Raw genomic sequence first — 24,102 nt, 5'->3', positions numbered from 1 at the left:
CGTTCATGGAGAACGGCTTTTTTTATTTGCCACAAATCACATCTAACAAAGGCTAATCTTGCCTAGGTTCGCATTCACTCTTTCCATTCTCAATGCTTCAAGAATAAGCATCCACATTTTGGGTAATGAACATACACAGACTACCCGCATCATAGAACCCGTATATAAGGAGAGGATTGCACGATGTTTACTCGTAATGACAATATACGCAACCAAATTTGGGAAGCCATCTCAGGACTCGAAGAAGAACAATTGAACCGAAAATCTTCACCCGAACAGTGGAGTATTATGCAAGTACTACGTCATCTGAATCTGATGGAAAATGTCATTGGAAAACAAGCCCGCCTGGCCCTCGAGAAGGAACAGACGGTGTCTGTGGACAAAAAACCATATGAATTATCGTTGGACCGCAGCCGCTCCGTAGAGGCACCACCCCATCTTCAGCCTCCAGCAGCGCCCGAAGCACTTGCAGACGTACGCAATGATCTGGACGAATCTCACCAATCGTTAAATAACTTTGCATTGGATCATGATCCTGACCTGCTGCGCAGCAAGTCCTTTCCTCATCCCGTATTTGGTGAGATGGATCTAACCCAATGGATTGACTTTACAAGTTATCATGAGGAACGTCATCTGGGACAGATCCAAGAGATCAAACAGCAGCTTGGCGTATAAACACAACCTTACTTTCACATAGCAAAGAATATAGTTGAACGACAAAAAACCTCCAATCCTATTAATTTAGGTTGAAGGTTTTCAATGTTCTTATCCTACGAATAAGAACGACACTTATATTTTTTTGCCCAAAATCGCCAGATCTCTATTCACACCATCCAGTACGGCAACTTCGGGATAATATCCCCACTGTTCAAAACCATGCTTGCGCAATAACCCCAGACTCGGTTCGTTATGCCCAAAGACAAATCCGAGAATGGTCGTAATCCCAAGTGCAGGACACGCCTCAAATACCGTTTCAAGCAAACGTCCGCCAGCCCCAATTCCGCGGCATTGCTGATCGACGTATACACTGACTTCCACCGTTCCGTTATACGCAGGGCGTCCATAGAACGAGCTGAGACTTGCCCAAGCTACCACCTGTCCTGCTTGCTTCATCACCCAAAGCGGACGATGATCGGGTGTATGTTCCTCGAACCAAGGCAAACGTTGCTCCACCGTCACCGGCTCCAAATCCGCTGTTGCCATACGGCCCTCAATGGTAGAATTATAAATTTCCACAATCCTCGGCAAGTCCTCCAGGCGCGCATATTCAATCTGCACATCTTCCAGTTTCATCACTATTCCTCCATCATTCCAGATCGTTCTATTATCATAGAGGATATTATAATGGAAAATAGAAGCCTTCGTCACCTCTAACATTCTGACAGAGAATTACTCCATCATTACTCTGGAAGTCCCTGAATTGTGTTCCCACGAGTTAACTGCTGAGTCTGGTCTGCCCAACGAATGTTAATTGAGCGAGATGTGAACAGATCCGGGCCATCCGACACCTGGAAATGCAGATGAGCTTCACTGGAGTTCCCCGAATTACCAAGCTCACCGATAGGGTCTCCCTGCTTGAGCTTATCTCCTTTTTTGACCGAAACAGTACCTTCCTTGATGTGTCCTGTGATGCTGTATTCATTGTTGCCATGGTCGATCACCACATAATTCCCCGCTGGCTCTTCGGGATTCATGACGCCGGGTATATTGTCTGGTATGTCATTTTTGGTATCGACAACTGTTCCGTCCGCAGCAGCATAGAGTGGTTGACCAAAAGCATGGTAGTTTGCGTTCACCTTGGCATCCCCGTTATAGCTAAAACCTTCTTTTGAACGAATGATATCCAGCGCATAGCGCTGTGTTTCATGCTCATAATGATAGTTCGACATCACATCGTTACCTCCCCAGAACACATACCATTCACCCTTTAAAGGGAAATGGAATTCAGTTTTGGTGAACTTTTGATCTGTATTCTTATGGGTTTCCAGCGGCTGGATCAACAGACCATCAATCTGATTGGCCTCGGTAAAATAGGCTCGAATCCCTTTTGTCCCTGTTTGATCCTTCCAGGCGAACTCGGTCAGATTGTTCATCTCAGCTGCGAACACTTGATCCAGGGAAGTTACTCCTTCCAGGAACTCGTCAGCAGACGTTTTAAGATTTTCAAGTGTGATCGCTTCCTTCATTTGAGGACTCAACTGACGGTAAATATCTTCACTGGAACCCTTCATGAGGGTATCAACAAAATTGTCGGGTGTAACCATTGCAGTTCCTGCTGAAGCAGAATCCTGTTCCTGATGAGTGTTCTCACCCTCTTTATTTGTATTGGATGCCTGTTCGGCTGACTGCTGCTCCGCCTGGTCGGAAGTAATGGAGTTGCTGTTGCCGCAAGCAGACAATATCACGCAAGCTCCAAGGGTAATCGCAAGCACCTTCCACCCCCTTTTATTCTGCAATTTCAATTGTGTATTTTGTTTTGATTTCAGATGACCTTCTCTGTTCATTCTCAACATCCCTTTCCGTTAATCGTTATACTTTCCAGTTAAGTGTACAGAATGAGTCTTATCCTTCGTCTAACCCCATCTTACATGTAGTTAAACTTGCAACGCCTTTTGAGGCTGCATAATTAAGATTCCGTTAAGATAGCTCATACACTATACAGCCTTCTTGGATGGTATGATTAGCAATACACACAACGGAAGGATCAGGAGGTCATTTTTAAACTATGGATAACGTCTCATTACTGCTTGTGGATGATGAACAGGCTATTCTGCATATGCTCAAAACCGTTCTGCTCAAAGAGCAGTTTCTCGATATTGATACCGTTACAACAGGCGAAGCTGCCATTGAGGCATGCAACAACAAGACGTATCATTGCATCGTGCTCGACATCATGCTTCCTGGCAAAAGCGGACTGGAAATCTGTCCTTTTCTACGGCAGGTCACCGATGCTCCCATCCTGTTTCTGACGGCCAAAACAACGGATTATGACAAATTAACCGGGTTCGCCGTTGGGGGCGACGATTATGTTGCCAAACCCTTTAATCCTCTGGAAGTGGTTGCTCGAATTAAATCATTACTGAAGCGTTATTTACCTTCTAAAACCGCAGCGATCTCGGATCACAACCCATCTAACGTAAATACGTCATCTCGCTGCACATCGGAAGGCGTGTACGATTTTGGACGATTCCAGGTACTGGAGTGGGCTGGTGAACTTCGGGTTGAAGGTGAGCCCGTACCCTGTCCGGCACTTGTGTTTCAACTGCTACTCTTTTTCTGCAAACATCCCAATCGAATCTTCACCAAATCAGACCTCTATGAGCGAGTCTGGGGCTCTGAAGCCATTAGTGATGATAATACCGTGATGGTTCATATTCACCGCATTCGGGAGCGCATTGAAGCCGATCCTTCCAATCCGGTGTTTCTCGTCAACGTCCGGGGTCTGGGTTACAAACTGATTCAGCCGGAACATGTGTCACGCCCATGAGTATTCGTCGCAGGTTAATGACCCGGTTTATCGGGATGCTTGCCGGTGCAGTTGTTCTTATCATCCTGCTTGGGTCTGTAGCCACTTACTGGGTCGTACAAAAGGTAAATGAAGTGAATCTGGTAGATGATTTTGCTGCCAACGGTCTGGACCAATTAATTAATACAGCAGAGATCATGCCGGATGATACCATCCGATATGACCCCGAATTGCTGAAGCAAGTAGATAAATATCAAGGCTGGCTGCAAGTTCTGGATGAACAAGGTTACGCCATAGATGCATACCACACCCCGGCCGATGTTCCTACTCACTATAAACCGGGAGAATTGATTGCATACTGGGAAAGCCAAAAGCCCTTCCCTTATCAGATCGTCATGCTAATCCGGGAGAAAAACGGGAAGGAATTCACCTTGTTATATGGTGAGAGTAACCCGGCCAAGTCCTTAATGAATAAGATTCGTTCAGACCTTGCTTTCACCAACGGGAAGCTTGATCTTAAGACCGACCAACAGGAGGCCCTCCGTGCCGCCAATGCTTATCTTCAAGTATTGGACGCGTCAGGACGCGAGCTCTCCTCCTATAACAAACCGGACATGGGCGTACCTAGCGAATACACCATTCAGGAACTTGTTCTGCAAGTTCGCTATCCGAGTCGATCAGGTATGTCTGTTGCAACGTGGTACGACGAACAAAATGAAACTACCTGGCTGATTAGCATCCCTGGTGATCCAGCGGTGAACACTGATCAGAACCCCTACAATTTTATTCTGGAACCGGCATTGGTTGTATTGATTGTATCCATCATCATTCTGCTCATCTTGCTTGCCTTCTGGTATGCCAATCGATTCGGCTCACCCATGCTGCATATGCTCCAATGGTTACAGCGTCTGGAGCGAGGGCATTACGAGGAACCCACCGGAGCTTTAGGAGTGCCTCGCAGCCAGCGTCGTAACGGAAAATGGAAACGGAAATATCACGTGTATGCTGAGGTGCTCCGCTCCATGCAGGCCTTGTCTCACACATTGAAACAAGATGAAGAACTTCGGAAACAGACCGATTCACTACGCGAGGAGTGGATTGCTGGCATAACACATGACCTGAAGACACCCCTCTCCTCCATTCAGGGATATGCTCATATGCTTGAGGCGGATAAGTATAGCTGGACCGCGGAGGAAGTCAGGGAATTCGCAGGCATAATGCTCGATAAGTCCATGTATATGGACAGGCTTGTCAACGACCTTGCCATGACCTATCGATTACGCAGCGGAGGATATCAACCTGTGGTTGAAGAGACTGACGTAAATGCGTTGCTTCGTGATCTGATCCAGCGCGCCGAACGGAATCCTGCATATGGGGAAGGTCGCATCCTATTCCAACCTTCCGAAGTGCCTGTGTATGGACTTGTCCATATTCCGTCGTTTGAACGAATTGTGGATAATCTGACTGCCAATGCCCTTCTTCATAATCCGCCCGAGTCCATCCTGGTTGTCAGTGTGCATTCTGGTAAGCAGGTAGATGAATTCAGCATTCAGTTTGCCGATAATGGACGAGGCATGGACTCCGAGATGGTATGGAAGTTATTTGAACGATACTATCGCGGTACAGATACAGGTACATCGGACGTTGGATCAGGGCTGGGCATGGCGGTAACCAAAGGTTTGATCGAAGCCATGAATGGTCGTATTGAGGTACAGTCCACCCCTGGTGAAGGAACGATCATTCGCTTAATATGGGATGGGCCGTCCGAAACCAATTAAAATGTTCCACTTGACCTTTCCATTTTCAGTCTATATAATCGACACTCAACAACACCTGTTCCAATATATTGATATTGAATGCAACATATTTCAGAATAATTTGAATGAGTTGATCTAACATATTTGGCGATGACCAGAGACATGATTTCGTTTGCGTGCTGCCCAGAGAGAGAGGGGATTGGTGAAACCTTCTTCAGCGAACGGACCGGAATTACCCCTCTGCAGCCGTGACCTCCAACCTCAGCATTTCGGACCTCCTTCGGATGTTCGGCATGCTGCCAGTAGAGTCCACCGTCTGATCCCCGATAACGGATTCCAATGAGGGTTATGATGTTTCCTGTTCACGACGGCTGGTCGAGATCAGGGTGCACCATAACCAAATTAGGGTGGAACCACGAGCCAAGCGCACTCGTCCCTTTTCCGGGACGGGTGTTTTTTGCGCTTTCATTTTAAGAAATGGAGAGTGGTTCACATGAGCAAACAGGAAAACAGTAACTCAGCAAGCAACAAATCAGGTAACGAAATTAACAACCAAGCAAATGATCTTCAACAATCCAGCCATTCCATTGAGGTCCGTCTGCAAGGTGGCGCGGTACGTTCTTACGAAGCAGGCATCACTGTCGGTGCGGTCGCCTCATCCATCAGCACAAGCCTGGGAAAACAGGCTATTGGCGGTATTGTAGATGGTCAAAATGTCGATCTCGATTGGGTGCTCCAGCAAGATTGCGAACTTGTTATCGTTACTTTGGACAGTGCGGAAGGTCTGTATCGTTATCGTCACAGCGCAGCACATGTGCTCGCACAGGCACTCAAACGCATCTACGGTGCAGAACAAGTGAAACTGGGCATTGGCCCAGTCATTGAAGATGGATTCTATTACGATGTTGATCTGGAGCATGCCTTGTCCATCAGTGATCTGGCTGCCATCGAGCGGGAAATGAACAAAATTATTCAGGAGAATCATAAGATCAGTCGCCGGGTCGTTAACCGGGAGGAAGCCCTCCGGATCTTCGGAGAGATCCAAGACCCCTATAAGCTTGAACTCATTCAGGATTTGCCAGAGGACGCCGAACTTTCAATCTATGATCAAGGAGAGTTCTTCGATCTGTGTCGCGGTCCCCATCTTCCATCCACTGGTCGGATCAAAGCGTTCAAGCTGCTGAATGTGGCTGGTGCGTACTGGCGGGGTAACTCGGATAATAAGATGCTACAACGCATCTACGGCACTGCTTTCCCGAACAAAGCCCAACTGGATGAACATCTGCACATGCTCGAAGAAGCGAAGAAACGGGATCATCGTAAACTTGGCAAAGAGCTTGAACTGTTCATGTTCTCCGAAGAAGCGCCCGGCATGCCCTTTTATCTGCCCAAAGGCATGACTGTTCGCACTGAACTGGAGCAATTCTCGCGTGAGCTGCAATTACAGGAAGGTTATCAGGAGGTTCGGACTCCTCTCATGATGAACAACCGGCTGTGGGAGCAATCCGGCCATTGGGAGCATTACAAGGACAACATGTATTTCTCGGAAGTGGACGATGCTACTTTTGCACTGAAACCGATGAACTGTCCTGGGCACATGCTGATCTTCAAAAACACACTTCATTCCTATCGCGAATTACCCATTCGCATGATGGAATTTGGTCAGGTTCACCGCCATGAATTCTCAGGTGCCCTGAACGGTATGATGCGTGTGCGGACATTCTGCCAGGATGATGCCCATCTATACGTCATGCCAGAGCAGATCGAGGACGAGATTAATCAGGCGATCTCACTGATCGGACGTATGTACGACATCTTTGGGTTCGAATATAAGATTGAATTGTCCACTCGCCCGGAAGATTCCATGGGATCGGAAGAACTGTGGGATCAAGCTGAAAGAGCTTTGCAGAATGTACTAGATCGTCGAGGCGTGGAGTATCGCATTAACGAAGGAGACGGTGCCTTTTATGGACCAAAAATTGACTTTCATATCCTCGATGCGCTGAAACGCAGCTGGCAGTGCGGAACAATCCAGCTTGATTTTCAAATGCCGGAGAAGTTCGACCTCACTTACATTGGCGAAGATAGTCTGAAACACCGTCCTGTCGTGATCCATCGTGCCATCTACGGTTCCATCGATCGTTTCATCGGCATCCTGACTGAACATTACGCAGGAGCGTTCCCACTCTGGCTTGCACCTGTACAAGTGAAACTCCTACCTGTATCGGATCATTATGTAGACTATGCGCTCCAAGTACAGAGCCAACTCCGGGCTGCGGGCATTCGGGTAGAAACAGATCTGCGGAGCGAGAAGCTCGGGTACAAAATCCGTGAAGCCCAGATGGAAAAAGTGCCTTATTCGCTCGTACTTGGTGAGAATGAGAAAAATGCCTCATCCGCCTCTGTCCGTGCATACGGTCAGGGAGATCAAGGCATCCAACGCATTGAAGCTGTTATTGAAATGATCCAACAAGCTGTGAAGGCAAAAGTATAAAAGATGTAACGACTCTATTCATGGGTCACTCATCAGCTTGTGCTGAATTACAACTTCTCGTCAGGCTTTAGCCCCACCTGTTCTTCGCTCCATGTCCAGAAACGCTCAGCTGAAGCATCATCAACGGCATGTTTCTTCAGCTGCTGCTCTTTCTGTTGATAGAAGTAACGCCCGGTGATGCCGACGACTTCAGGGCTTGTGGCCAGATAAACAGCCGTTCGCGCCCCTTCTTCAGGGGACAGAAAGAATGGAAGTTTACCTGCAAACGCCATAATACGTGTGCCAAATCCGGTATTGCGATCTACGCCAATACTCGTTCCCACCGCACCAGGGTGTAGACAGTTCACTGTGACAGACGTACCTGACAGTTTGCGAGCCAGTGTACGAGTGAACAGCACGTTCGCCAATTTGGATTGGGCGTAACTTTTGATCGGATTATAACCTTTGTGCAGATGTGGATCTTCGAAGTGGATTTTGCCGGCCTTGTAAGCACCTGACGAAACGTTCACAACCCGTCCCTGCTTCGCGGCTTTCAGAGGTTCTATCAAAAGTAAGGTCAGCAGGAAATGCCCCAGATGGTTAATCCCGATACTTTGTTCGAACCCATCTGAGGTTTCCTTCCGCTTAACCATCACTACCCCTGCATTATTAACCAGAACGTCAAGGCGATCATGACGCTCGCGGAATGTGCGGGCAAACTGGCGTATACTTTCGAGTGAACCCAGGTCACACAACATCAATTCAATCGCAGAAGAGCCGGACTGACGCACAGCTTCCTGAAGAGCCTCTTGTCCGCGCTTCTCACTGCGGCATGCCATGATTACGCGATATCCTTGTCTTGCAAGTTCAATGGTGGTTGCCAACCCCATACCCGAGTTAGCTCCTGTTACAATTGCTGTCTGATTGGACATGAGGTACTTCCCTTCTGAACCTGAGGTTCCGAAATTAGAGGCGCGACGACGGACAATATGAGATAATGATAGGATCACATCTCGGTTTCCATGGGAGGACAAGTATGCTGACCAAAGAAGATTTTAAAAAAGTTAAAAAACAAGCCAAACTTGAAATCGCACTACTCGAACAGGAATATCAGGAAATCTTGCAGAACGTTGACTCTACGCTGTATGAAAAATACGGTATTTTGGACAAAGAAGAAACACGTGAGCTCACCCGAAAACGCAAAAACCGAAGATATGCTTCACTGGTCATCGAATTATGCGCCATTATTGAACAAATGTTACATCAACTGTACAGAGACGTATATCAGAAAAAGTTTAATTCGACCCAGCTGATGAAAACTCCTGCCTACCGTGCACGCTCCAACATGGAGATTATTCAGTCCGAACTGAGTAAAGAGTTCATTGCTCTGGAATCCGAAAAAGAACACTTCGCTGAAGCCCTTAGTCTGGTGTATCAGACGAGGAACAAACTTGTTCATGATAACTTCTCGTTTGTCTCCATCGTTAAAGATGGCAGTAATGAAGAAGAAACGTTCGAAGCGCTGCTCCATACCGTTAAAAAATATAGAAAACACTTAAAATACAATCGCCCTGAATAACAACAATCATTGCTAAAAAAGAAAAGGAGGTGTACCGGACTACGGTCCGGATAACCATGAGCCATCCAACAACTTCGATTACTGTGCTAAATCTCCAGATTCCCACACCTTCCGGGAACAGCCCCATATTCCCCGTCATGCTTCGTGATGCAGATGGCGTTACCCTGATGGATACGGGCATGATTGGACAATTTGCCGAACTTCAATCCGCATTGGAACATGAGGGCGTGCAGCTCGCGGACGTCAAACGGGTGATTATTACCCATCAGGACATTGATCATATCGGTAACTTGGGCGCTCTTCTGGATGCCATTCCCGATCTTGAAATCTGGGCACATGCCGATGAGATTCCATATCTAACCGGTGAGAAACCTTTGATCAAATTCACGCCTGAACGTCGTGCTCTGCTGCCCGCGCCCGTTTTGGCACTGGCAGACCAACTGCTCTTGCAGCTGCCTGAAGTGAACATTAGTAGAACTCTGGCGGACGGAGACTTGTTACCCCTTCAAGGTGGTACACAGGTCATTCATACACCGGGACATACGCCAGGTCATATCTGCCTGTATTTCGGGGAGCAACAGTTCCTGCTCGCTGCCGATGAACTTCGTGTGGTCGATGATGAACTGGTTGGCCCTGCACCACAAGCGACACCGGACATGCCTGAAGCGCTGCGAAGCCTGAAGAAACTGACCAACCTTAAGCTCAATAAGGTTCTCTGTTATCACGGTGGAGAGTACACAAATGATCCGACTCAGCGTATTGCCACACTTGCGGAGAGCGCAGAGTAGTAAAGAACGTGGAGCTGTGAGTATTTTTGGAATGACACAAGCATCCTATTAACGCTGTTTCTCTTCGTGCGGCATTGTGCGTTGTAGCTCATTCAAGATTAGGATGACACATAGATTACAATCAAGGAGCTGTCCCCAAATGTCATGAATTTGACGGGGACAGCTCCTTTAATTAATTAACCATGTGCATCTACTACTGCACTGGAGTTGTTTGTAATGAATCTCAGACTACGAACGCCACCAAACCTCTATTCAAGGTGCGTCAGGTTCGTTAGAAAAATTTTATTGAATGCGATTCAGATTCAGGGCACTTCAGGGCTTTGACTCAAGTTGAGTGGTAACCGTTCGTTTTAAACTTACTTCATCCTCACCCTTACGGGGATACCAATCCGGTTCGACACTGTCCTGCAACACTGATTTTATCTCCCCTGACTCCAGACTTAACTCTCCGGAGTAAGCACTATCAGCTTGTCATCTCCATCTCGTGGCGATCCTCGTCCATCCCGATTGTTCGTAAGCACATATAACTTCCCGTCCTCGCCAGCACTCACATTGCGAATTCGACCCCATTCATCTTCGAAGAGGGGTTCCACCTTCTTCACCTGTGTGCCATCTTCCGAAAGGGTAACCTTCAGCAACTGCTCTCCACGCAGATTCGCAGCAATCAGAGATCCAGCCCAAGGACCTTCTTCTACAAAAGCTACACCAGACGGCGCCCATGTATCATTCCCACTATGTGCAAGCGGAGCCTGATATGCGTCGTTGCCATCGTCGTCTCCCTCCACCTCAGGCCAGCCATAATTCTCTCCAGCTACAATCCGGTTAATCTCATCGTGATTCCGCTGCCCATGCTCGGTAGAATACAGATAACCGTTGTCCGGGTTCCATGCCAGTCCCTGTGCGTTGCGGTGTCCCATACTGTATACAGGTGAATTCGGCCATGGGTTGTCTGCCGGGATCGATCCGTCGAGACCAATCCGCAATATTTTACCGCCAAGGCTATCTTTGTTCTGTGACAGTTCCGGTTCATAACGTTCACCTGTCGTGATATAGAGCAACTTGTCCGGGCCAATTTTGATCCGCCCACCGTTATGATTTGTTCCGCCTGGGATGTTGCCAAGCAGCTCTTGATCTATGACCGCTTTGCCATCATTCACCTTGAGGCGTAACACTCGATTCGCAATGTCATCGTCTTCCAGATAGGAGTGGTACGCATACAGATAACCGTTCTCCTCGAAGTCCGGATCAGCTGCCAGACCCAACAGACCTCCTTCACCTTCTTCATTAAACGGGGCTGAGAATTCAATCAGTGGTTCAGGGGCTAGTTTTCCATCCTCGATGACCCGAATCGCACCAGGCCGTTCCGTTACAAACATCCGACCATCAGGCACACTCACAATCTCCCACGGTGCATTCAATCCTTCAACCAGAACGGAAGTCTGATACGGAATAACCGTCTCCCCCTGCGCTCCACTCTCATTCCCACTTGCACCGGTATTGCCTCCATTCGCTGTCTGTCCCTGACCTGCTCCCTGTCCCTGAGGCGTCTGCTCTGCTCCTCCCGTTGAGGGTTCGCCTGAAGAACATGACGCGGTTAACAGTGCTACACTTAATAATGAAGCATACAGCGGAACGGTTACTCGATTATTCATGATAACATCTCCCTTCGTATATCGTTCTTTTGTATAAAATAAATAAGTCATGCTTAACGTATTGTTAATGTTTTTTTCTCTATAGTTGAGGTGTTATTATTCATCTGTAAAGCGGTTTCGCCCTGTATTACCCTTCACACCAGCCGCTTAAACCGAGAATTCAAGGTATTCCGAGGACATGAAATCACCGCAGTTTGGAATTCCATCATAATCTTTTATAATAGAAGGATAGTATGAATGGAAAGGTGGACAACTACACTTATGAATCAAAACCCTTTATCTCGTCTTGAAGCCGTTCTGTCCGGGCAAGGATTGGACGCCATGCTGATCACAGATCCAAAACATATCTACTATTTAACCGGATTTGCGAGCAATCCGCATGAACGCTTCCTAGGTCTGGTTCTCGCACGCGGCGAAGAGCCCTTGTTGATTGTACCTGCGCTCGATGCTGAAGCTGCCGCTGCCGCTTCCTCGGTATCCAACATTGCCACTCACACGGATACGGATAATCCATACGCTTTGTTCGAACGTTATCAAGGGCGCTTGGGTCGAGTAGGTCTCGAAAAAGAGTACGTGACGGTCGCACGTTATGAGCAACTGACCGCCGCACTGGGTGCTGCCAGCTTTGAAGATGTTGGCCCCCTGCTTCGCACATTACGTGTGAAAAAAACACCTGATGAGGTAGCCCGCATTCGCCATGCCATTCATCTGATTGAAGAAACATTGCGTCAAGGACTCTCTCATGTTCGTACAGGCGTAACTGAGATCGAGCTTGTCGCCGAGATGGAGTATCAGATGAAAAAGCTGGGTGCCGATGGTCCTTCCTTTGATACCATGGTGCTCACGGGACCCAAAACAGGTCTGCCACACGGTACACCAGGTGAACGGAAACTGCAACATGGTGACCTGTTGATGTTTGACATGGGTGTCTATGCCGGTGGATATGCTTCGGATATCACGCGTACATTCGCTTTTGGTGACATCTCACCTGAACTCAAAACCATCTATAACACCGTGCTCGCAGCGAACGAAGCTGCCATCCAAATCGTGAAACCAGGCATCACCTGCGCTGAAGTGGATCGTGCAGCACGCCAGGTCACGGAAGAAGCGGGATACGGCGAACGTTTTATGCATAGAGTAGGCCATGGACTCGGTATTGACGTACATGAGTATCCTTCTCTCCATGGAGAGAATATGGACATCCTGAATGAAGGTACCGTATTCACGATTGAACCGGGCATATATACCGCAGCAGGCGGCGTCCGCATTGAGGATGATGTAATTGTGACCGAGACGGGTGTGGAAGTTCTGACAACATATCCAAAAGAACTGCAAATCCTTACCGACTAATGTAATTGGATCTATGTCAAAAATAGCCCATATACATCAATGCTCAGCCGATATTTATGCATCATGAACTAAACTGCACCAAACTGTGCTGAACTGTATCTTCTAAATAATATACTCCTTTTGCGTACGCCTCAGGCCTGTATACAGAAAAGTACACACGCGAACACAAAAATCCCGCAAATCCATGAATATCATGGGTTGCGGGATTGTAATTAATACAAAGCATATCCTAGATTACTCCGTCTGCATTCTACGTAATCTTATTCCTGCTCACTCATTTACCATTAACCAAACTCTTGCGTGATATCCTGCCAAGACTCCAGCTGTGGCAGCTGTTGCTTCCCCCAGTAATCCAGAAACCATTGAATAATCCCGGTTGGATCTGTTGTGCTGTAGCTGTAATGCCGGAAACCGTCCTCGCCTTCCTGCAAACGAATCTCTGCCACCATTTGCCCTGGTTCCTCAAGCGCAGCAGCCTGCATATACATACTTCCCTCCACCACCTCCGAAGGTTTAAGTACTACGTATTCATGCAATTCCAGATTGGAGATCAACTCCACCAATAACGAGGCATTAATACTATCATTCTCGTAGGTTGTGCCATTGCTTTCCAGTGTATAACGCAGTGTAGAGTACATGTTCGATTCCCCTTTGGTTGAAATCATCGTTGGCTAATGATACACGCTCATAACGACAGGTTGTTAATATTATAACTTTTTCATGAAAATGTAAAAAGGATTTTTCTTGTTTCGGGTCTGTTTTCTATAAAAAAAACCCTTGCAGAGTCCGAATTACAATTGACTGTGCAAAGGGTGATTTTAAATGATACTCTTTGAATATTGCCTAAGCCTCATCCTTAAACTTAAAGCTGCGTGCAGCATACAGAAACGGCGTTCCAACCGCAGTTAATACAAATTTAATAATATACGTCGTCAGGAAGATTTCCAGCCAAACATCCCAAGGGTAGATGAACGCAAACGCGATCGCGCAGAACACCAGTGTATCCACGAATGAACTGATGATCGAACTACCGTTGGTGCGTATCCACAACTGATTGCGTCCTGGGGCTACCTTGCGTAACCAGGAGTACAATCGTACATCCAAGAACTGACTGATGAAGTATGCCGTCAGACTTCCGAGGGCCAGTCGTGGCAGCAGACCAAACAATGTTTTCATCGAATCCTGTGCAAAGTCCGTTGGTGCCGGTTCAAAAAACAACACCATCTGCATCAGAACCGTAGTCATAATCAACGTGAAAAAACCGAACCATACGGCTTTGCGTGCCTCACCTGGTCCATATTTCTCATTGAGCAGATCACTGGTCAGGTACATGCTGACATACATCGTGTTGCCTAACGTCAGTACGATTCCCATAATATCTATCGTTTTGGTCACCTGAATGTTGGCTATAACCGTAGCCACACCAATCCAGGCATAGAGACCTTTTTTACCGAACAAGCGGTAACACAACAGGAAAAATCCATAAGTTACGAGAACAAAAACTGCTCCCCACCCTAAGTTAAACATAAATACATACACTGCCTTCCTAGTTTTGATTACGCGGGATGGTTACGAACCGCGGTTTGGCTCAGGGCCAAAACATGAATACTCTATCACATTTCTCGCCCCATGAACAGAACTAAATAACTCCAAGTGTGCCTGAGTGACTACGAACCCGCCTATACTCCTCCCGTGTCCCTCTCGACCATACTAGTTTTTCCTACCTCTATTCCCCTTGCACCGTGTATAGAAAAAGAAGACTGCTTCACCACTGTGCACAGCATAGTTTGATTGCCGTAAAAAAACCGCCCTCCGGATGGTATTATCCCCTTTAAGTAGACACTTGAAAAAGCCTTCATGTTATCATGAGGGTTCAAGTGACACTTGGAGGGGATATTTTTATGGCAAAAAAAGGACAAACATTTCAGACGTATACCGAAGAATTTAAATTGAATGCGGTTAGATCCTATGTCGAAGGGTCTTCAAGTTATAAAGTGGTAGCTGAACGCGAAGGAATTCGAAACTGTTCACAACTGAAGGTGTGGGTGAAAAAGTGGAAAAACGGGGAATCGTTCGATGAGCGAAAAAACAATGTTCCGAATCCAATGAAAGGACGTCCCCGTACTGCCTTTAGCAGTGTAGAAGAAGAACGTGACTACCTTCAAGCACAGGTGGATTATTTAAAAAAGCGGTATCCAAATCTAGTAAAGGAGAAGCGCTGAGCCAACGGGAGAACTACGATATCATAGACGAATTGCGCTGCTCGCATAGCATTACACGCCTATTATCGATTACAGGAATACCCCGTTCCAGTTATTACAAATGGCGAGCAACACAGCCGCAGCGAGACGCAAGACAAGACCGTGATCGTGAGATCAAAGAACACATGATGGCTATTCATTTTGCAAACCGAGAGTTTGGTTATCCTCGCATGACAACGGCGCTCTGGGAGGCTGGTCTGAACGTTAATCACAAGAAAGTATGGCGAATCATGCGGGAACTATCGATCCAATCGGTCATTCGTAAGAAGCGGAAGAAGTCCAGCTATACGCCATCTGTGATTTATCCGAATCGCCTGAAGCGCAAATTTCATGCCACAGCCCCCCAGCAAAAAATGGTGACGGATATTACTTATATTTCGGATGGAAACACATTCGTTTATCTGTCTGTCATTCAAGACTTGTTCAACAACGAAATTGTAGCTTGGCAATTATCTAAACGGAACGATGTTCAGCTCGTATTGGATACGGTGGAACAATGGACACAAAAAAGAGACGTTTCGGAAGCCGTGCTCCATTCGGATCAAGGCTTCCAATACACGTCTCAGGCGTACAACACACGATTAGAAGCATTCGGCGTGAAGGGTAGCCACTCTCGCAAAGCAACCTGCCTGGATAACGCATGCATCGAATCCTTCTTTTCGCATCTCAAGACAGAGAAGCTGTACCTTAACCAGTGTAATTCAGAAGCAGAGATTCGACAAGCCGTGGAAGATTATATGTACCATTACAACTACCGACGTTTTCAAGCCAAACTCAAACAGCGCGCACCGATTGAATATCGATGCGCGCTGGCAGCATAGCTTTTTTCATCTGTCTACTTGACAGGGGTATGACCAGGATTCCTCCGAAGGACGGCTTTTCTCACTTGATTTGTAGACGGCTCTAGCTATCTTAATGTGAGTTTCTATCTAATCCATTCTGTAATTAAGCCTGAGCCGCAGAATCCAGCTCACGGCTCTGATCGTTAAACGTGTCCCGATCGTTTTCTTTCAAAATTTTGCTGGTTACAAGTCCAGAAGTCATGGACCCGTTCACGTTAAGCGCTGTACGGCCCATGTCGATCAGCGGCTCCACGGAAATGAGCAGTCCAACCAGAGCCACAGGCAGATTCATGGTGGACAATACGATCAGGGAAGCGAAGGTTGCCCCGCCGCCAACGCCAGCCACACCAAACGAACTGATCATGACTACGAGGATCAAAGTCACAATGAAGTCCCAGCTCAGCGGGTCGATGCCGACCGTCGGAGCAATCATCACCGCCAGCATGGCCGGATAGATCCCGGCGCAGCCGTTTTGCCCAATCGTAGCACCAAAGCTTGCAGACAGGTTCGCAATGCCGTCCGATACGCCGAGTTTCTTCGTCTGTGTCTCCACATTCAGCGGGATCGCTGCTGCACTTGAACGGGATGTGAAGGCAAATACCAGTGTTGGCAGCACCTTCTTCAAATACGTAATCGGGTTGAACCCGGACAGCGAGATAATGATCAGGTGAATAATAAACATCACGATGAGGGCCACGTAGGACGCAATGACGAATTTGATGAGCTTTAATATCTCTTCCGCATTGGTTGTCGCCGTTACCTTTGTAATCAGTGCTAGAATCCCGTAAGGCGTAAGCCTCAGCACCAGCGTAACAATTCGCATAACCACCGCATATACCGCATTAACCATACCGCGGAACGTCTCCGCCTGCTGAGGTTTTTTGCGATCCAGTCCAAGTACGGCTACACCGATGAACGCGGAGAAGATAACCACCGCCAGTGTGGATGTACGACGTTCTCCTGTCATATCTGCAAATGGATTCGAAGGAATGAATTCCAGCACTTGCTGCGGGATTGTCTGATCCTTCACATCAACAAGCCGTTCCTCCACCTTCTGAATCTGCGCATTCTCCCGGTCTCCTCCTTGAATCTCAATGGAAGTCAGGTTAAAGCCAAGGCTCGTTACAATGCTGACACCTGCGGCAATCGCTGTGGTGATCAACAGAATGGCAATAATGGAAACACTCATCTTGCCGAGATTTTGCTTGCCCTTCAGATTCATAATGGCTGAGATGATCGACACCATGATTAATGGGATCACAACCATTTGTAACAAACGAACATATCCTGAACCGACCAGATTGAACCAATCGACTGATTTTGTAACTACATCAGAGCCTGATGTGTACACCAATTGAAGAATAACCCCGTAAACAATCCCCAGTCCCAGACCCGCAAATACGCGTTTCGTAAAGGAGATATGCTTTTTCTGCATCCAGTAGAGGATGCCAAGTAAAACAAGCATAACCACTACATTCAATATGACTAGAAAAGTATCCATTTCTTTAAATCCTCCTCAGGCATGTGTGTAACCGGAACATATCCGGTTTTCTCTTCTATCTTTTGTACTTCCGACAAAGACATTTTACAATATAACATATAACAAACTATTCTGGTAGGTATTAATTGATATTATGTAATATGCATGTAATAGATTCATGTATTTCTGAAAAAAATACACCAAATCGTGAAAATTGTTCTATTCAACCTCCGGTTAATTTTGTAATATAGGTATATCCGCTTATTCCCAAGTTTTCTCAATGTATAATTTAGGTCTTTCTTCATTGGTAGATAGGTCTTATGAATACGGAAAAGCGACAATGTTAATGAACTTGACGTGAAAGGATGATCATATGTTTCGTAATCGCACCGTTGCCGGTAAAATCAGAGGCACCTTATTCCTCGTTCTGCTGGTTGCTTCCCTGTTGTTCAGTATCAGTTTCTACGCCGTTTCGATGAATATTATTCAAAGCTACGTGCTCCCGCAGTTTGACAAAGTCCTAAACACGTCCATTCAGGATATATACAAAAATACTTCAGCTTCCAAAATCCTACAGGTACAGAGTGGCGGAGCCGGTTCTGAAGGTGCTGCCATGACCGTGGAATCGTATCTGGCAGATAAAGCAAAAGAACATAATCTGGATGCTGCTTACGTTGTTGCTATTCAAGATGGCTCAGCCAAAGTGGTTGTGGCCAACTCTTCCTCAGGCATGAAAGCCCAGGATGAGATTAGTGTAGAACCTGCAATGAATGCAGCTATTGAGAACAAAGAAATGGTAATCAGTGAGGTCTACTCCGATTCCTTTGGTGTACATAAAGCAGCCTTTATCCCCATTGCAGGAAGTAACATGATTATGGCTGTGAGCATGGATGCCCAGTTCATTCAAGACAAGATTACCCAGATTTTCTGGTTGTGTCTGGGGATTACAGCATTAGTGTTTGTGCTCGGCTGGCTTATCTCCACTAGTATGATCAAAAGAGTTACCAAACCAATCATCAAGCTCGTCCAACATAGCAAACAAATATCCCAAGGTGATCTGACCGCTAAACTAGAGATCAAAGGTAAGGATGAAATTGCCCAGCTTGCCGCAAGCTTCCAGACGATGACGCATAACCTGAAAGAAATGATTAGCCGTGCCTTGTCCACTTCCAATGAAGTTGTATCAGGCTCCAATGACCTGCTTCAGCGGGTTGAATCGATGTCCGGTATGGTTCGAAACTCCAGCCGCTCTGCAGAAGATGCAGAAAAAGGTAGCATCAGCATTGCATCAAGCGCATCCGAGAACGCCAGAGCTATGGAAGAAATTACGCAAGGTATCATGCATATTGCTTCTTCTTCTGCTGAAGTGTCTGACCAGATTGGTGAAGCAGCCAACGAGGCAGTTAACGGTAACCGCCTGGCTCAGAATGCCATTGAGCAGATGGAGCGTGTAGGCCAGACTGCAAGCGAATCGTTGCGTTATGTCGAAACTATGAATGAACGTTCGGTAGCCATCGGCACCATTGTTGCTTCCATTTTTGAAATCACCAAACAGATTAACATGCTGTCACTCAATGCCTCCATCGAAGCAGCACGTGCCGGAGAGCATGGCCGAGGATTCGCTGTTGTTGCTGGAGAAGTTCGTAAACTTGCCGAGCAATCCAAGACAGCCACGGAAGAAATATCGGATTATCTGGGTACCATTCGTGAAGATGCTGAACGCTCGGTTGATGCCATGAACCGTGTAACCCAGGAGATTGGTTCAGGCACAACTGTCGTTCAACAAGCAGGCTCAGCCTTCCAGCAACTGAATGAATTGATTCAGAACGTGAATCTGACCATTCAGACTGTCTCGGCTTCTACACAACAAGTATCTGCTGGTGCTGAAGAAGTGAGTGCATCCGTTGAAGAAACGGCACAGATTACGACCAAATCCCGTGAGAGCATGTTACAGATTGCTTCAACAGCAGATCTTCAGCTTAGCGAGATGGATTCCCATTCGAATACAGTTCGTCATCTGCATGAACAAGCTGTAGAGCTTCAATCCGCCATGAAAAATTTCAAAATAAACTAACAGGTTAACCATTAACCTATCATCACCTGTTTTAAACCTCATCTAATCATAGGATATACAATACCCCCATGTCGCTAACATTCCGTTTCTAGAGAACGGTTAGTCGGACATGGGGGTATTGTTGTTTCACTCGGGTGCCTGAACACCCATAATCTCGTACACGCGCTTCATATCCAATGCCGAACGCAACGATTCGGCTACCCGATCGAACTCCATCTCCTTACGTTCATGCGCACTATACGTCTCCTGAAGTGGAGCCAGTCCCTTTCCTTCACGCAAGGCATTCAGCCACGAACGTCGGAATTGATCACTTTCAAACAAACCATGCAGGTAGGTTCCCCACACGCTGCCATCTACTGAGCCCCAGCCTTCTTGGAAAGGTTGACCACCTGGATGTGAGATTTCAAACAACGCGGTTACCCGTTCAGGCTCGTGGCACTCCGTAACACCCATATGAATCTCATATCCGTTAATGGGTAATGGAGATACCTCCACATCTGGTTCACCATACAGCCGAATCGGATTCTGAGGTTGCACTCGTCCGGAAGCCCTGACTGTCTGCTTTTCCTGAAGAAACGTTGTGGATAAAGGAAGCCAGCCCAGTCCCGTCGCTTCCTGGATCTGATTCGCCTCCACAGCAAACGGGTCCTTCAGATGACGTCCCAGCATCTGGTATCCGCCACATATTCCTACCAGCTGAACATGCTCACGCTCGGTCTGACTGGCAATCGCCTGCTCCAGCCCAGACTCACGCAGATATGCCAGGTCACCTATGGTATCCTTTGTACCCGGTAGAAGAATGGCATCCGGACTGCCCAATTCCTCTGGCGAGGTCACGTACCGTACATTCACATCCGGTTCACGGGAAAGTGCGTCAAAGTCTGTAAAGTTGGAAATTCGCGGATATCGGATCACCGCCAGATCCAGCTCGGTTTTGCCGGATTTACCATGACGCATGGAGTCCAGCACCACCGAATCCTCTGCTTCAATCTGAATATCTCTTATGTAAGGCAAAACCCCTAATACTGGAATGCCTGTCCGTTCTTCGAGCCAGTCGAGTCCTGGTTGCAACAGGGACAGATCACCGCGGAACTTATTGATAATGAACCCTTTGACACGCGCCACCTCATGGGGTTCCAGCAGCTCCAGCGTACCTACAATGGAAGCAAACACCCCGCCCCGATCAATATCGGAGATCAGAATCACCGGTGCATCGGCCCAACCTGCAAGATTCATGTTGACGATATCCCGATCCTTCAGATTGATCTCGGCCGGACTGCCCGCTCCTTCCATCAGCACAATATCATAGGTATCCCGCAGCCGGTTCAACGCATCCATCACCGTCTGCTTTGCTTGAGGCAGGAAATGCTGACGGTAGTCCGATGCACTCATCTGGGCAAAAGGTACACCGTGAACCACGATCTGCGAATGCATGTCCCGCACCGGCTTGATCAGGATTGGGTTCATATCGGTTGTCGCCTCAATACCGCAGGCTTCAGCTTGTGCCCCCTGAGCCCGACCAATCTCCTTGCCATCTTCTGTCACATAGGAATTCAGTGCCATATTCTGTGACTTGAACGGAGCAGGCTTGAAGCCATCCTGCTTAAAAATCCGGCACAATGCCGTTGTGATGACACTTTTGCCTACATCGGAAGCCGTTCCTTGCAGCATCAGTACCGCCGCTGGTTGTGATGGCCTATTCTCCACGCTCTCTCCCCCTGTCTCCGTGTTATCTCCAGATCACCTTGCTCCCAACCTCATGCGTAACACTTTCATACTGCTTCATACTTCAAAAGTTACAGCCAGAACAGTCCTTGAAGCACACTCAGCACGATTAACAATGCCGCCTCCAGCAACTCATTCATAGCACCATACGTATCCCCGGTTAAACCGCCGAGCCGTTCACTGATCCGGGTAGCCACGAATCGGCCGATATAATAACACGCTACAGGCAGTATAATTACTGCCGCCACCGGGTATAGCCACCATGGCAGTGTACCCAGACCACTCACCATCGCATCCGCAATCCCCATATCCGGCTTGAAAAGCCACACCGCGGCAAACGTAATTGCCCCTGCGATTAAGGTCAGGCCCACAGCTGAACTTCGTGCACGCTGGACCTCCTTCCGCTCACCCAGACCTTGGAACAATACGGCAAGTCCATCATCTTCGCGCGCATTCGGCCAGGCCGACATCGCATACACCATGAACCAGCGGCTCCAGATCATGGGCAGGATCAGCAGCGCACCGTACACCCAGTGGCCCTGGGCAATAAAATCGGCGATCAGCGCAGCCTTCATCATCAGAAGCAACACGCAGGCGATCACGCCCATTGCCCCGACACGGCTGTCCTTCATAATCTCCAGCATCCGTTCACGGGTACGATAACTGAGCAAGCCATCCGCCGTATCCATCCATCCGTCAAGATGGAGCCCTCCGGTTAGCCATACCCATAACGTCAGGGTCAGGACGGCAGCCGGAAAGGCCGGAAGCACTGCACCACTTAAGGCTCCCGCGAGCCAGACACACAGACCAATCGCTGCACCGACCAGCGGATAAAAGACTACACTTTCCCGCAGCAGTGGCGGGACAAAATCGATTTGCATTTTGACAGGGAAACGGGACAAAAATTGAAAAGCGGCTGCCGCCGCATGTTTGCGCTGAGGAGCAGGCGTGCCATCCTTCATAAGCGGTACTCCTTGCTTTTTAGTTCAATCGCAATACCTACGGTCACCAGAAACACTTCACCGCATATCGCCGCAATACGCTGATTCAGTACACCGGCCAAATCCCGATATTTCCTGCCAAGGGCATATTCCGGTACGATCCCGTCCCCCACTTCATTCGTAACCAGAACAAGTAACCCGGGATAGGTTCGAATCGCTTCAACCAGCGCATCCAAATGTCCCTGTAACACCTGCTTCTCGTCATGCTCATGCGCTAACAAAACATTTGTCAGCCACAGCGTCAGGCAATCCACCAGAATGGTGGGTGCAGAAGTCCCTGTATGCCCTTCACCCATACGGCTTATCAAAGCAGGTAGATGTATCGGCTCTTCTGTTGTATGCCACAGATACCCTGATGCCTCCCGCTGATGCTGATGCATGGCGATGCGCTCACGCATTTCATCATCGTACGCCTGAGCTGTCGCCACATACCAGGCCTCCGAGGAACGCTGCATGCAGAGACGCTCGGCAAAGGAGCTTTTGCCACTGCGTGCGCCGCCTGTCACCAGTACGCTCATCGAGAACTCTCTCCTTGCAGGGATGAATCAACCGACGCAGCGGAGTCCGAAGCATGGCTTGCCCCGTCCGAGACACCCGCGCTTGCAAAAGTCGCCATCTCGTTCAGAATGAGACATGCTGCGTCAATCAGATGAAGACTGAGCACGCCGCCTGTGCCTTCACCCAGACGCATGTCCAGATCCAGCATCGCTTTCAGGTCCAGTTCACGCAGCAGCGCTCCATGTCCATTTTCGTGTGACGTATGAGAAGCGATCATATAGGCTGTGCTCAGAGGTGCAAGTTGTCTCGCCACCAGCGCTGCCGCGGTAGAGATGAACCCATCTACAACGACCGGGCAACGATGAGCAGCTGCTGCGAGAATAACCCCTGTGAGTCCGGCAATCTCCAGTCCACCCACCTTGCACAGAACATCCAGTGCATCTTCCGGGTTCGGTGTGTTTACGCTAAGCGCCCGGCTGACTACAGCAGCCTTGCGCTGCAAGCCTGCATCATCAATGCCGGTTCCTCGCCCCACGGCGGCAGCTGGTGCAACTCCGGTTAACGCGCTCATTACCGCAGCACTTGCAGTAGTGTTGCCAATTCCCATCTCCCCGGTGACAAACAGCTGTGTTCCCTTCGCCACCTCTGCCGCTACAACTTCGGCTCCTGCAAGGATGGCCCGAACTGCCTCATCCCGGGTCATCGCTGCACCTCGGGCCATGTTGGCCGTGCCTTTGCGAATTTTACGGGAAAGCAGGCCCGGATGTTCCAGATCGGCATTCACACCGATATCCACACAGATCACATCAGCTACGGCGTGACGAGCAAGCACATTCACCGCAGCGCCTCCAGCAAGGAAATTCAGGACCATCTGCGGGGTCACTTCAGCAGGAAAAGCACTGATGCCCTCTTCCACTACGCCGTGATCTGCGGCCATGACAATGACCGCTCTGTGATCAAAACGCGGACGTGCATTGCCCGTCATGCCTGCCAGGCGGATCACCAGCTCTTCCAATTTGCCCAGGCTCCCGGGCGGCTTCGTCAACGAATCCACATGCGCAGAGGTTTCTGCCGCGACTTCCTGATCAGGAGCAGTAATCTTACTTGTTAAATGCTCCAACACCTGTTCATTATTCATACAACCAGCACTTCCTTC

The 24,102-nt window shown here is 48.2% G+C and carries 19 protein-coding genes and 1 pseudogene; 9 read left to right on the top strand and 11 right to left on the bottom strand.

Annotated elements, in window-relative coordinates; all coding sequences use genetic code 11:
* The first annotated feature begins 183 nt into the window (after window positions 1-183).
* A complete protein-coding gene (locus MKZ13_RS07650) occupies window positions 184-675 on the top strand; it encodes a DinB family protein (RefSeq protein WP_339183014.1) in 492 nt (163 codons plus the stop codon).
* Window positions 676-789: 114 nt separating this feature from the next.
* Here MKZ13_RS07650 and MKZ13_RS07645 read toward each other — a convergent pair whose 3' ends face one another.
* Window positions 790-1,293: an N-acetyltransferase family protein gene (locus tag MKZ13_RS07645; protein WP_339183011.1), complete on the bottom strand. Its 504-nt coding sequence runs from the start codon at window positions 1,291-1,293 to the stop codon at window positions 790-792.
* Between the two features lie 107 nt (window positions 1,294-1,400).
* A complete protein-coding gene (locus MKZ13_RS07640) occupies window positions 1,401-2,504 on the bottom strand; it encodes a M23 family metallopeptidase (protein WP_339183009.1) in 1,104 nt (367 codons plus the stop codon).
* A gap of 221 nt (window positions 2,505-2,725) precedes the next feature.
* On the opposite strand from MKZ13_RS07640, the gene MKZ13_RS07635 reads away from it, so the two are divergent.
* The 3 genes from MKZ13_RS07635 to thrS all read left to right on the top strand — a co-directional run bounded on the left by MKZ13_RS07635 (window position 2,726) and on the right by thrS (window position 7,717).
* Window positions 2,726-3,487 carry a response regulator transcription factor gene (locus tag MKZ13_RS07635; RefSeq protein ID WP_339183007.1) on the top strand — a complete coding sequence of 254 codons (762 nt, stop codon included), beginning with the start codon at window positions 2,726-2,728 and terminating at the stop codon, window positions 3,485-3,487.
* Window positions 3,484-5,244, top strand: coding sequence for a HAMP domain-containing sensor histidine kinase (locus MKZ13_RS07630; protein WP_339183005.1), 1,761 nt, complete (start codon window positions 3,484-3,486; stop codon window positions 5,242-5,244). Before MKZ13_RS07635 ends, MKZ13_RS07630 begins: the two co-directional genes overlap by 4 nt.
* Before the next feature lie 472 nt (window positions 5,245-5,716).
* On the top strand, window positions 5,717-7,717 hold the full coding sequence (gene thrS / locus MKZ13_RS07625) for a threonine--tRNA ligase (protein WP_339183003.1): 2,001 nt from the start codon (window positions 5,717-5,719) through the stop codon (window positions 7,715-7,717).
* A 47-nt stretch (window positions 7,718-7,764) separates the two neighbouring features.
* Here the strand turns inward: thrS and MKZ13_RS07620 are convergent, their stop codons facing one another.
* Entirely contained in the window at window positions 7,765-8,628 is an 864-nt protein-coding gene (locus MKZ13_RS07620) for an SDR family oxidoreductase (RefSeq protein ID WP_221819248.1), read from the bottom strand.
* A gap of 104 nt (window positions 8,629-8,732) precedes the next feature.
* Between MKZ13_RS07620 and MKZ13_RS07615 the strand changes: the two genes are divergently transcribed.
* Both MKZ13_RS07615 and MKZ13_RS07610 read left to right on the top strand, forming a co-directional pair.
* A complete protein-coding gene (locus tag MKZ13_RS07615) occupies window positions 8,733-9,275 on the top strand; it encodes a hypothetical protein (RefSeq protein ID WP_339183000.1) in 543 nt (180 codons plus the stop codon).
* A 56-nt stretch (window positions 9,276-9,331) separates the two neighbouring features.
* Window positions 9,332-10,063: an MBL fold metallo-hydrolase gene (locus tag MKZ13_RS07610; RefSeq protein ID WP_339182998.1), complete on the top strand. Its 732-nt coding sequence runs from the start codon at window positions 9,332-9,334 to the stop codon at window positions 10,061-10,063.
* Between the two features lie 440 nt (window positions 10,064-10,503).
* Here MKZ13_RS07610 and MKZ13_RS07605 read toward each other — a convergent pair whose 3' ends face one another.
* Window positions 10,504-11,715, bottom strand: coding sequence for a PQQ-dependent sugar dehydrogenase (locus MKZ13_RS07605; RefSeq protein ID WP_221819244.1), 1,212 nt, complete (start codon window positions 11,713-11,715; stop codon window positions 10,504-10,506).
* A gap of 261 nt (window positions 11,716-11,976) precedes the next feature.
* Between MKZ13_RS07605 and MKZ13_RS07600 the strand changes: the two genes are divergently transcribed.
* The gene (locus MKZ13_RS07600) at window positions 11,977-13,065 is read left to right on the top strand and encodes a Xaa-Pro peptidase family protein (protein ID WP_339182995.1); all 1,089 of its coding nucleotides are present in this window, start codon (window positions 11,977-11,979) and stop codon (window positions 13,063-13,065) included.
* A gap of 284 nt (window positions 13,066-13,349) precedes the next feature.
* On the opposite strand, the gene MKZ13_RS07595 is transcribed toward MKZ13_RS07600, so the two are convergent.
* Window positions 13,350-13,703: a hypothetical protein gene (locus MKZ13_RS07595; RefSeq protein ID WP_339182993.1), complete on the bottom strand. Its 354-nt coding sequence runs from the start codon at window positions 13,701-13,703 to the stop codon at window positions 13,350-13,352.
* Window positions 13,704-13,908: 205 nt separating this feature from the next.
* Window positions 13,909-14,592 carry a queuosine precursor transporter gene (locus MKZ13_RS07590; protein ID WP_221819238.1) on the bottom strand — a complete coding sequence of 228 codons (684 nt, stop codon included), beginning with the start codon at window positions 14,590-14,592 and terminating at the stop codon, window positions 13,909-13,911.
* Window positions 14,593-14,966: 374 nt separating this feature from the next.
* On the opposite strand from MKZ13_RS07590, the pseudogene MKZ13_RS07585 reads away from it, so the two are divergent.
* Window positions 14,967-16,147: pseudogene (locus MKZ13_RS07585) on the top strand (IS3 family transposase).
* A 124-nt stretch (window positions 16,148-16,271) separates the two neighbouring features.
* On the opposite strand, the gene MKZ13_RS07580 reads toward MKZ13_RS07585, so the two are convergent.
* Window positions 16,272-17,669 carry an L-cystine transporter gene (locus tag MKZ13_RS07580; RefSeq protein WP_237176479.1) on the bottom strand — a complete coding sequence of 466 codons (1,398 nt, stop codon included), beginning with the start codon at window positions 17,667-17,669 and terminating at the stop codon, window positions 16,272-16,274.
* A 352-nt stretch (window positions 17,670-18,021) separates the two neighbouring features.
* On the opposite strand from MKZ13_RS07580, the gene MKZ13_RS07575 reads away from it, so the two are divergent.
* Window positions 18,022-19,722, top strand: a complete 1,701-nt coding sequence (locus MKZ13_RS07575) for a methyl-accepting chemotaxis protein (protein ID WP_339182988.1) — start codon at window positions 18,022-18,024, stop codon at window positions 19,720-19,722.
* 126 nt (window positions 19,723-19,848) lie between these two features.
* On the opposite strand, the gene MKZ13_RS07570 is transcribed toward MKZ13_RS07575, so the two are convergent.
* From MKZ13_RS07570 to cobT, 4 genes are all read right to left on the bottom strand, one after another.
* On the bottom strand, window positions 19,849-21,393 hold the full coding sequence (locus MKZ13_RS07570; protein ID WP_339185366.1) for a cobyric acid synthase: 1,545 nt from the start codon (window positions 21,391-21,393) through the stop codon (window positions 19,849-19,851).
* 125 nt (window positions 21,394-21,518) lie between these two features.
* Window positions 21,519-22,409, bottom strand: coding sequence for an adenosylcobinamide-GDP ribazoletransferase (gene cobS, locus MKZ13_RS07565; RefSeq protein WP_339182987.1), 891 nt, complete (start codon window positions 22,407-22,409; stop codon window positions 21,519-21,521).
* Complete coding sequence (cobU, locus tag MKZ13_RS07560) at window positions 22,406-22,966, bottom strand: bifunctional adenosylcobinamide kinase/adenosylcobinamide-phosphate guanylyltransferase (protein ID WP_036610730.1); 561 nt, start codon at window positions 22,964-22,966, stop codon at window positions 22,406-22,408. Before cobU ends, cobS begins: the two co-directional genes overlap by 4 nt.
* A complete protein-coding gene (cobT, locus tag MKZ13_RS07555) occupies window positions 22,963-24,084 on the bottom strand; it encodes a nicotinate-nucleotide--dimethylbenzimidazole phosphoribosyltransferase (RefSeq protein ID WP_339182986.1) in 1,122 nt (373 codons plus the stop codon). The genes cobU and cobT overlap by 4 nt, the downstream gene beginning before the upstream one ends.
* Window positions 24,085-24,102: the final 18 nt, after the last annotated feature.

It is taken from the genome of Paenibacillus sp. FSL R5-0701 (assembly GCF_037973995.1).
Classification (GTDB): domain Bacteria; phylum Bacillota; class Bacilli; order Paenibacillales; family Paenibacillaceae; genus Paenibacillus.
Note: the sequence above shows the minus strand (reverse complement) of the source record. Positions and strands in the feature narration are given on the sequence as shown.